Source organism: Helicobacter kayseriensis (assembly GCF_021300655.1).
GTDB lineage: Bacteria > Campylobacterota > Campylobacteria > Campylobacterales > Helicobacteraceae > Helicobacter_G > Helicobacter_G kayseriensis.
On sequence record NZ_JAJTNB010000006.1, the window covers coordinates 57,237 to 67,332 of the forward strand.

11 protein-coding genes and 1 pseudogene are annotated in these 10,096 nt (G+C 38.6%); 10 read left to right on the plus strand and 2 right to left on the minus strand.

Going from position 1 to position 10,096, the window contains the following annotated elements; all coding sequences use genetic code 11:
• Nucleotides 1–30 precede the first annotated feature (30 nt).
• From mqnP to LW137_RS05400, 8 genes are all read left to right on the plus strand, one after another.
• Nucleotides 31–894: a menaquinone biosynthesis prenyltransferase MqnP gene (mqnP, locus tag LW137_RS05365; RefSeq protein ID WP_233033956.1), complete on the plus strand. Its 864-nt coding sequence runs from the start codon at nucleotides 31–33 to the stop codon at nucleotides 892–894.
• Nucleotides 894–1,442: a hypothetical protein gene (locus LW137_RS05370; protein ID WP_233033958.1), complete on the plus strand. Its 549-nt coding sequence runs from the start codon at nucleotides 894–896 to the stop codon at nucleotides 1,440–1,442. The genes mqnP and LW137_RS05370 overlap by 1 nt, the downstream gene beginning before the upstream one ends.
• Nucleotides 1,439–1,984, plus strand: a complete 546-nt coding sequence (locus tag LW137_RS05375) for a DUF6115 domain-containing protein (RefSeq protein WP_233033960.1) — start codon at nucleotides 1,439–1,441, stop codon at nucleotides 1,982–1,984. Before LW137_RS05370 ends, LW137_RS05375 begins: the two co-directional genes overlap by 4 nt.
• The gene (locus tag LW137_RS05380; RefSeq protein WP_233033962.1) at nucleotides 1,981–2,763 is read left to right on the plus strand and encodes a phosphatidylserine decarboxylase; all 783 of its coding nucleotides are present in this window, start codon (nucleotides 1,981–1,983) and stop codon (nucleotides 2,761–2,763) included. The genes LW137_RS05375 and LW137_RS05380 overlap by 4 nt, the downstream gene beginning before the upstream one ends.
• The gene (gene nadA / locus LW137_RS05385) at nucleotides 2,760–3,755 is read left to right on the plus strand and encodes a quinolinate synthase NadA (RefSeq protein WP_233033964.1); all 996 of its coding nucleotides are present in this window, start codon (nucleotides 2,760–2,762) and stop codon (nucleotides 3,753–3,755) included. Before LW137_RS05380 ends, nadA begins: the two co-directional genes overlap by 4 nt.
• Nucleotides 3,756–3,771: 16 nt before the next feature.
• The gene (gene nadC, locus LW137_RS05390; protein ID WP_233033966.1) at nucleotides 3,772–4,602 is read left to right on the plus strand and encodes a carboxylating nicotinate-nucleotide diphosphorylase; all 831 of its coding nucleotides are present in this window, start codon (nucleotides 3,772–3,774) and stop codon (nucleotides 4,600–4,602) included.
• A complete protein-coding gene (locus LW137_RS05395; RefSeq protein WP_233033968.1) occupies nucleotides 4,599–5,189 on the plus strand; it encodes a Crp/Fnr family transcriptional regulator in 591 nt (196 codons plus the stop codon). The genes nadC and LW137_RS05395 overlap by 4 nt, the downstream gene beginning before the upstream one ends.
• Before the next feature lie 188 nt (nucleotides 5,190–5,377).
• On the plus strand, nucleotides 5,378–5,806 hold the full coding sequence (locus LW137_RS05400; RefSeq protein ID WP_283092251.1) for a globin domain-containing protein: 429 nt from the start codon (nucleotides 5,378–5,380) through the stop codon (nucleotides 5,804–5,806).
• 124 nt (nucleotides 5,807–5,930) lie between these two features.
• Here the strand turns inward: LW137_RS05400 and uvrC are convergent.
• Nucleotides 5,931–7,664: pseudogene (uvrC, locus tag LW137_RS05405) on the minus strand (excinuclease ABC subunit UvrC); the annotation flags it as partial.
• Nucleotides 7,573–8,169: a hypothetical protein gene (locus LW137_RS05410; RefSeq protein ID WP_233033972.1), complete on the minus strand. Its 597-nt coding sequence runs from the start codon at nucleotides 8,167–8,169 to the stop codon at nucleotides 7,573–7,575. The gene LW137_RS05410 and the pseudogene uvrC, both read right to left, overlap by 92 nt.
• On the opposite strand from LW137_RS05410, the gene LW137_RS05415 reads away from it, so the two are divergent.
• Nucleotides 8,155–8,307, plus strand: coding sequence for a hypothetical protein (locus tag LW137_RS05415; RefSeq protein WP_233033974.1), 153 nt, complete (start codon nucleotides 8,155–8,157; stop codon nucleotides 8,305–8,307). The genes LW137_RS05410 and LW137_RS05415 overlap by 15 nt on opposite strands.
• Nucleotides 8,307–9,752 (plus strand): L-aspartate oxidase, encoded by a 1,446-nt coding sequence (locus LW137_RS05420; protein WP_233033976.1) that lies wholly within the window; start codon nucleotides 8,307–8,309, stop codon nucleotides 9,750–9,752. Before LW137_RS05415 ends, LW137_RS05420 begins: the two co-directional genes overlap by 1 nt.
• Nucleotides 9,753–10,096 lie beyond the last annotated feature (344 nt).

The window sequence follows — 10,096 nt, forward strand, 5'->3', positions numbered from 1 at the left end:
AAGTTTAATTTTTATTGTTTTTGGAATGAAATGCTAAAAAAAATTAAAGATTTTAGTGAGCTTGTTGCCTTTGAACATACGATTTTTTCTGCTCCTTTTATGTTGATTGCGCTATTGTGTGCTTCTTTGCAAAAAAATCATTCTTTGTGGTTTGGGTTTGAAATACTGGGGCTTTGCTTGCTTGCCCTTATCTTTGCACGCAATTTTGCAATGGCTTTTAATCGCTATTTGGATCGTGATATTGATGCAAAAAATGAACGCACAAAAAACCGCCCAAGTGTTGATGGGCGCATTGGAATCAATGCAATGAGGGTTTTGATCATCTTTAATGCACTCGGATTTGTTGGTGTGAGCTATATGATTAATTCCCTTGCTTTTCTTTTGTCTTTCCCCTTTTTGTTTATTTTGGGATTTTATTCCTATATGAAGCGTTTTTCTTGTCTTGCGCATCTTGTGCTTGGATTGAGTTTGGGACTTGCACCCATTGCTGGGTGTATTGCTATTTTGGGTGAGATTCCATTTTGGTGCGTTTTGCTTTCTTTGGGTGTGTTATTTTGGGTAGCAGGATTTGATTTGTTGTATTCTTTGCAAGATATTGAGTTTGATAGAGCTCATCATCTCTATTCTATTCCAAGTGTGTTGGGAATCTATAAAACCTTATGGATCTCGCGGATTTTCCACCTTTTGACTCTTGTGTGTTGGCTTGGATTTATATGGAATTTTCAAGGTGGGTGGCTTGCTTATGTGGGATTATTTGTTTGTGCTTTGATTTTGTTATATGAGCAAATTTTAGTCAGTAGAGATTTTAGAAATATTCCTAAGGCCTTTTTTGTCAGCAATGGATATTTGGGGTTTGTGTTCTTGAGTGCAATGATTTTAGATGGAGTGTTTTGATGGAAGAATTGATTTTGCAGTGTAAGGAGTTGGGATTAGGTTCGCGCATTGTTAGAAGTGCTTTGGAAATAAAGATGAAAGAGGTGGAAGAGATCGGAGGAGAGAGTTTGGAAGAGTTTCACCACCTCAATCAAAAAGAAGAAATGGGGATTGATCGGTGGTTGAGGCTTGCAAAGGGGAGAGAGTATGATGGGGATGAAGTGATGCTAGAGCTTTTGCTTGAAATATATAAAAAGTTAGAGCATATTCAGCAACAGATTTCTCCTACACCCACTTCATTGCTTCACCTTGAGCAATCTTCCCTGACTTGTTATATTGGACATGAGTTTTTATGCCTAAAAGAAAAGATGCAAGAGGGAAAAATGTATTATGCAAGAGTAGATTTACCAAGCTTTCCCAATAAGCTTATTCCTTTTTATTTGAAGATGCTTACTCCCAATATTGCAAGGATTATTAAAATGGGGGAAATGCATACAAGAAGCTATGATAGTTATATAGTAGAATGCGAACGATTAGAGATACGATCTAAAAAAGAGGAGAGGCTATGAGTCTTTGGATAGAACAAAATCTAAATTTGATTTTAAGTGGTTTTATAGGATTGGCTGCATTTTTGATTTTGCTTTTTACTTATTTTAAAGATTTAGAATCCTCAAAGCGATTGGATAAATTTGAAGTTGCTATTGATAATTTATATGATGAGTTTTATAAGATCCAAAAGATTCTAAAAAATCTTCAAGGAGAGCAAGAGGAAAAGACGCAAGAAATCATTGCGCAAATTGAGATGCAAACTAAAGATATCATCACTCACTCTTTGAGTAAAACATATGAACACTTAGAGAGTATTGAACAGCGTGTCAATGATGAGATTAAGATGGCTACTAACAATCTTAGTAGCTTAGATGGGAAGATTAGAGAGCTAGAATTTTTCTCTAGCAATTCTGTCAATAATGTAGATGAAAAAAAGATTCTCTCACTTTTAGAATCAGGCAAAAGCGTGGATGTGATTGCAAAAGAATTGGGGATTACACGCGGTGAAGTTGAGCTTTTGTTGCAACTTTCTAATATTGCCTATAAAGGAGAACAAGCATGACAAATTTTTGTTCAAAGATGTTTGGCAAATTTGCTTCATATCCCTTTCCTCAGCCTTTGCAAAAATGGATCAATCAAGGTTATGTCAAAATATTTGGAATCGATTTGGGGGAGTTTAAACCCGCACAAGATTATCCCACACTCAATCATCTCTTTACGCGTGAGCTTCAAAAAGAGCGTTTTGTTGATATGCAAGAGGATGTATGGGTCTCTCCGACAGATTCGTTGGTGATGGCTAGGGGAAAAGTGGAGCATAACTTGGCAATCCAAATCAAGGGAATGAGTTATGGAGTGAGTGAGTTTTTGGGAGAAGTGGTAGAAGATGGGTATTGTTATCTAAATTTGTATCTATCTCCTAAAGACTATCATCGCTATCATGCACCTTGTGATATGGAGGTAGTGGAGGTGCGCTATTTTGGCGGGGAGCTTTTGCCTGTCAATCAAAAGTCCTTGTTTAAAAATCACAATCTTTTTATACGCAATGAGCGTGTTGTGGTCGTAGCAAAGGATCAAAGAGGAAGAAAATTTTTCTATGTTGCTGTGGGGGCTTTAAATGTGGGACAAATGCTTTTGCATTTTGAGCCAAGGCTACAGACCAATGCTAGAGCAAATGAGTGTATTACATATGCATATCAAGAGCCTGTGAAGATAAAAAAGGGGCGAGAAATGGGAATGTTTAAAATGGGTTCAACTGTTGTGCTGATCGCCTCGGGAGTGAATTTTGAGCTAGAAGAGGGGCGGAGCGTGAAATTTGGAGAGAGAATAGGGAGTTTTGTATGAGAGAAAAAATTAGAGCATTATTGCAAGAATGTGATGCATTGCTTGTTGCACATTATTATCAAAAAGATGAAATTGTTGAAATGGCTGATTTGGTGGGGGATAGTTTGGAGCTTGCAAGAAAGGCGAGTGCAAATCCCCATAAGCTTGTTGTATTTTGTGGAGTGGGATTTATGGGGCAGAGTGTCAAGATCCTTGCTCCACAAAAGCGTGTGATTATGCCACGGCTTGCGTGCTGTTCGATGGCAAGAATGATTGATGATACTTATTATGATGAGAGTATTGCATTGATGCAAAGCTATGGGATCAAAGAGATTTTTCCGATTACTTATATCAACTCAAATGCTCAAGTTAAAGCCAAAGTAGGAGAGATGGGTGGGGTAGTTTGCACAAGTGCAAATGCAAGTAAGATTTTTGAATATGCAAGAAGCCACCAAAAGAAGATTTTCTTCCTCCCAGATAAGTGTTTGGGACTTAATTTGGCTCATAGGTTTAAAATGAAGTCTGCTGTTCTTGGAGTATCAAGCCAAGAAGAGATTCTTGATGCGGATGTGATTTGTTATAACGGATTTTGTTCTGTACATCAGCTTTTTAGTGTAGAAGATATTGAGTTTTATCGTTCAAAATATCCAAATATCTTGATCGTAACGCACCCTGAATGTCCTCCAGAAGTAGTAGAAAGATCAGATTTTGTCGGATCAACAAGCCAGATTATTCAATATGTCACCTCCCTTGATCCTACTCAAAAGGTCGCTGTAGGGACAGAGTTTAATCTTGTCAATCGTTTAAGAAAGCCTCACAATGGAATCAATCATACCTTTGTTCTTTCTGCGACAAAGCCAGAGTGTCCTACGATGAATGAAACGACTTTGGAAGATGTTTTAAAGGTGCTTGAGGCTTACAAAAAGGGAGAACCCTACAATGAAATACAGATTCCACAAGAGATTGGAATCTCTGCCAAAAAAGCACTTGATCGAATGATGGAACTTTCTTAAAAAGAGGATGGAATCTATGGATGATTTGATTGAGGGTTTTATCAAAGAAGCATTGCGTGAAGATTGGGGAAGAGGGGATTTGTTTTCTTTGATTGCAGAAGATCGAGTTGTTGAGGCTTGTGTGATTGCAAAAAGTAGCGGAATTTTTTCTGGAGAGCTTTATCTCAAAACACTTTGTAAAATGCGAGGACTTTCTTTGCTTGAGGCCTTCAGGGATACTCAGGCATTTGAGTATGGAGATGTTTTGGCAAGAATCAAGGGGAGCTATCTTGAGATTTTGAAAGTTGAACGTGTGCTTTTGAATATCCTTCAACATAGCAGTGGGATTGCAACGCATACATATCACTTTGTTCAAAAACTTAAAAATCTCCCTATTTCACTTTTAGATACACGCAAAACGCGCCCATTGCTAAGAAATTTAGAAAAATATTCTGTTCGCAATGGGGGAGGAAAAAATCATCGTTTGGGATTAGATGATGCACTGATGCTGAAAGATACGCATTTACTGTACATCACAGATCTTTGCGAGCTTATTGCTCAGGCAAGAAAAAACCTCCCCTTTCCTTGCAAGATCGAAGTGGAGTGTGAGGGTTTTGAAGAATGTGTTCGAGCTTTTGAGGCCGGTGTTGATATTGTGATGTGTGACAATATGGAGGTCAGTGAGATCAAGCGAGTTGTCCAAATACGCAATGAAAAGTATCCTCTTGTTTTGCTAGAAGCAAGCGGGAATCTATCTTTGGAGAATATCGCTGAATATGCTTCAAGCGGTGTAGATGCCGTTTCTTGTGGAAGTCTTATTCATCAAGCCACTTGGCTAGATATGAGTATGAAGATGGAGAGCAAGTGAGAGAGATCTTTTCTCATCCCTTGTTTGCAGATATCAAGAATCAGGAGCTAGTTTTAAACTCTAGCAAGGTTATGCATTTCAAAAAAGGTCAGAGTATTTTTGAAATGGAGGATCTCCCAAAATATCTGTATATTTTGTTAAGTGGGGTGGTATATGTGTGTGAAAATACATTGGGAGGGAAGCGCAATATTATTGCTGTGTTTGGGGAGAGGGGAGAGTGCTTTGGAGAGGTGATTTTGTTTTTGGATATCCCTTATCCTTATTATACGCTTATGGCTCAAGAGGGTGACGTGCTAGCGATCCCCAAAGAATTTGTTCTTGAGTATATGTCAAAGGCGATGAATAAGATTTTGGCCAGAAAGGCTTTCAATCTTTCGAATAAGATTCAAATCCTTAGCAAAACCTCTTTGAGGGAGAAAATCCTAAATTATTTGAAAATCTATCCAAACACTACACTAAAACGCTATGAGCTTGCTGAGTTTCTAGGAGTTTCACGCCCCGCTCTTTCTAAAGAAATCTTATCAATGATTAAAGAGGGGATTATCATTGAGCATCATAAGCAAATCCAGATTTGCAAGTCAAGATAAACCAATTAAGCAAAAGATATAAGAGGGGAGGGGAATCAATGAGGGAAATCTTATAAACAATCAAGGATTGCTATTTGGATGAAATATGCAGGGGGATTTGTCAAAATGTAATCTAGATTACCGACAGGATTTGTTTTTTTCTCTAATATCTCTCCGCATTTTGTAGTTTGTATAAAAAGGAGAAAGCGATGTTGGATCAAAATACAATTGATATCGTTAAATCAACAGCACCTATTTTGAAAGAAAGGGGCGAAGAGATTACGCAAGAATTTTATCGTGATATGTTTGAGCGTTATCCTGAGGTCAAACCAATGTTTGATATGGGGAAGCAAAAAAATGGATCTCAACCAAAAGCATTGGCAAATGCGGTTTGGAATGCAGCGATGAATATTGACAATATGGAAAATATGAGAGCTTTTGTGACAAAAATTGGTGAAACTCATGTGAAATCTCATGTCAAACCCGAACACTATCCAATCGTGGGAGAATGTTTACTTAAAGCGATCAAAACTGTATTAGGAGCAGATGAAACGGTTTTAAAAGCTTGGGAAAAGGCTTATGGAGAGCTTGCAAAATTTTATATTCAAATCGAAGAAGAACTCTACAAAAAAGCTTAATTTAAAAAGAGGGAGGGGGGGGGAATTAACTCTACTTGTTTAAATGTTTTTGAAACTCTATAGATTCTGATACTTTTTGTTAATTTTGATTTTTTCTCTCAGATGGGGTGCTGGGAATAAACCCTTGAAGTTTTTTCTTGCGATGAAAATTGATTGCAAATCGATGTGCCTCATCTCTGAGTTTTTGACAGAATTGAAGTCTTGTATCACTTGGCAAAAGGGAGAATTCTTTGGTTTGATTTTGAATGATTGCTCGAAGAATATCCTTGGCTCTTCCCTTGGCACGATGTGCTTTGTGATCAAGCTTTTCTTTGGCGATTGCGATGATATCGATTTCTACACCACTACTTTCTAGCACTTCTTGAGCGATTTTGATTTGTGCAACCCCTCCATCAAGGAGCCAAAGATCAGGGGGGGAATCTTTTTCAAAATCCTTAGCGCGTCGCACAAGCATTTCACGCATTTGAGAATATTCATCACTTCCTTCCAAAAGATAGTGCCGATAAGAAGTTTTGACCCATTTTTGATCTTCATAAACAACCATTGCCCCGACATTATTTTTCCCTCCGTGATGACTTGTATCAAATACTTCGATTCGATAAGGAATGTGGCTTAGGTCAAAAAGCTTTTGAATCTGCAACAAAAGATCACTCTCATCATTTTTTGTGCGTGAAATTTCTTTGGCATTGAGAAGTGCAAGATCGACAAGCTCTTTTTTCTCTCCTTTTTGAGGGATAAGGATTTTGATTTTGTGTCCAAGCCATTCTTGCCAAGAGAGGGTTTCTTCAAGCAAGATTTCATTGGGGAGCAAAATTGCATTGGGGAGGATTGGAAGATCTTTTGAATAATGTGATACAAGGGCTTGTTGATAGAGAGATAATAGATCTTCTTTTTCCAAGATTCCTTGTTGGAGAGGGATCTTGTCATAATCACTAGAGATGATTTTCCCCTCTCGCATATAGAGTTTGACAAGTGTAGCCATTTTCCCATCGTGATGGATTGCAAACACATCCCAATTGGCATCTTGTGTATGTAGATCAATCACAGAATCAATGCTAAGAGAAGAGAACTTTTTGATTCGATCACGCAAAATAAGTGCTTCCTCAAAGCGTTCTTGTGAGGCTAGGATCTGCATTCTCTCTTCTAAGTGTGAGATAAGGAGTTTTTTGTTTTTGAGATACTCAAAACAAGAATGTAAAATTTTTTGATATTCCTCTTGTGAGATTTTTCCCTCACAGGGGGCTTTGCAACGCTTGATTTGGTAAAACAAGCAAGCCTTTTTTTCACGCAGGCAATTTCCTTTTTGCACCAAAGGTAAAAGCTCATAAAGACTATCAAGCAAATCTCTTGCTCCAGAACAGAAGGGCCCAAAATATAAACAATTTTTATTTTTTTTGTTGCGTGTGATTTGGGGGCGCGGAAAGGGTGAAGAAAGGTCAAAAAAGATATAGGGATAGGTTTTGTCATCCCTAAGCAGGATATTGTATTTGGGTTTAAGTTGTTTGATAAGGGAGTTTTCTAAGATAAGGGCATCGTGCTCGCTTTTGACAATCAATGTCTGAATCGAATGGATTTGAAGCACCATATGGTGGATTCTAGAGCTTAGGTTTGAGCTAGGAGAAGCATCACTGACTTTAAAATAGCTTCGCACGCGGTTGTAGAGATTTTTCGCTTTTCCCACATAGAGTAGGCGCCCTTTTTGGTCAAAATATTGATAGATCCCGCTAGTTTTAGGAAGTGTCTGGAGTGTGTGGATGAGTTGAGATTTAGGATTCATGGCTTTGTTGGATAATGTGTTGGATGGATTCAAAGATAGAAGTGAGTTTGGGATTGGTGCTTTGGATTTGAAAGTTTCCATCGCTTCTTTCTTGATAGGCTTGGATGAAAAAAGTCTCAATGATTTCATTGTATCTTGCAAAGTGTCTAGGAGGTAGAAAGCGAATACAGCCTTGCTCTTGGTATTTTTGGATCAAGGCGCGTCTTTGGCGATAGCTTTTGATTTGCTTGAGTTGAGCATCAAGCTCTTCTTTTGAGAGCAGAGAAGTTGAGCGTTTTGGTGGAGATGGGGTTTGTGGAAAATATGCTTTGATTTGTTTGAGTGAGGAAAGTGTGGGAAAATGTTCTTTGAAGGAAGAGAGGGTGTTGAGTAGTATTGGAGCGGTGTAGGTATTGAATTCTGCGCATAGATTGGGATTTTTGAGTGCAACTAGAAGGATTTGTTCTTTTTTGTGTGCAAAAGCTATATACTTACGCGCTTCCAAAGTCAAAGAGTTGATGAGTTTTGAGATCTCATCAAATTCTTTGAGTTTAGACCAAGAATGAGCACTTTTTAATTGGGAGATAATCAAATGCGAACTTTTCATTGTGTGATTCTAGCATATTCTCTTTTTTGTGTAGGCTGTGGCTTTAAGGCAATTCCTGTGTGGAGAGAAGAGATTCCTCCACAAGCCCAATCTTTAGATCATCAAGCAACTTCTCCCTCTCAAGAAGTCAAAAAATAATGAAATATGATGTTGTGATTGTGGGGAGTGGGGTTGCTGGATTGTATTGTGCACTGCATCTACCATCTAGCTTGAAAGTTTTGCTTGTTTGCAAAGAAGAACCTCAAGAATGCAATACCTTTTATGCCCAAGGGGGGATTAGTGTGGCTTTGGATGAAGAAGATATGCGATTGCATATTGAGGATACTTTGGGCGCAGGATCTCATCTCAATAATCTTGAGGCATTAAGGATTCTTTCTCAAGAAAGTCTAAATCTTGTAAGGGATTTGGAAAAGCTTGGAATCAGAGCTGATAGAAATGAGTTGGATCAGATTCTTTATACCCAAGAGGGGGGGCATCAAAGGGCAAGGATTATTCACTTTGATGGAGATGGGAGTGGAAAGTTTTTGCACACTCATCTTCTTGAGCGCTTAAGGCATCCATTATGGAAAGATACCCAAGTGGTTGATTTATTGATTGAGGGGGGAAGGTGTCAAGGGGTTTTAATCAAGAGAGGGGAAGAGATCATCAAAGTTTTGGCCAACTATGTTGTCCTAGCTAGCGGAGGGATAGGGGGGTTATATACTTATCATACCAACGCAAGGACATTGAGCGCAGATTTGCACGGAATGATTCTAAAGCACAACTTGAAGCTTAAAGATATGGAAATGATGCAGTTTCATCCCACTGTATATACACAAGCCCCAAGTGCTAGAAAACCTCTGATAAGTGAGGCAGTCAGGGGGGAGGGGGGGAAGATTGTCAATGCGAGGGGTGAGAGATTTTTGTTTGCATATGATGAGCGTGGAGAGCTTGCACCAAGGGATATAGTGGCAAGAGGGATTTTTGATCATTGTCGCAAAAGCGGAGAGCAAGCTTTTTTGGATCTTTCAAGTTTTTCTTATCAACATTTCAAAGATAGGTTTCCTAATATCTTCACTTCTTTGAAAGAATATGGAGCCAATCCGCCTTATGAGCTGATTCCCATTTCACCTGCATTTCATTATTGTATGGGCGGGATTGAGGTGGGACTTGATGGGAGGGTTGTGGGGGTTGAAAATCTTTTTGCAATCGGAGAGTGTGCCAACAATGGACTTCATGGAGCCAATCGCTTAGCATCTAATTCCTTATTGGAGGGACTTGTGTTTGGTAAGAGAGTTGCAAATGAGATTAGTGGAGTGTATGAGGATAAGCAAGGAGATGTTGAGGTGAGATTACCGACAATGAAGGAGCTGTTTCACGCTAATGATTTAGAGCTTAAAAACCAGCTAAGGCATCTTATGTGGAATCAAGTCGGAATCATCCGCACAAAGCAGGGACTTCAAGAAGCATTGAGGATAATCGAACAAATGCAGATGGGGATAATGGGTGAGATGTTTGGCTTGAGATTAAAGGTTGCGCGCGAGATTGTTTTGCATGCTTTGGCAAGAGAGACAAGTTTGGGAGCACATTTTATTCAAGAATAAATGAAGGCTTCACTCTTGTTTTCAAGAGTGAAGTAAGCAAAACACATAAAAAGTGTTGTAAGAGATGAAAAACTTTTGGAGCCTCCATTAGATAGAGGCTCCATAAAATTTTGTATTTCTTTGTGTGTTGATGAGCTTAATAAAAGATCATAGCGATTTTTGATTAAGATTTTATCAATATCGATCGAGATTTTATAATAATTCTTTTGAAAAAATGAATATGAAGGTGATGTCCATTTTCCCCAAAGCCTCCCCACCTTTTGGGTGGGGAATGACTTTAAAAGACACACACTATAAATTATGAAAAACTTTTGGAGCCTCCAAACACAAGAGGCTCCATGAAA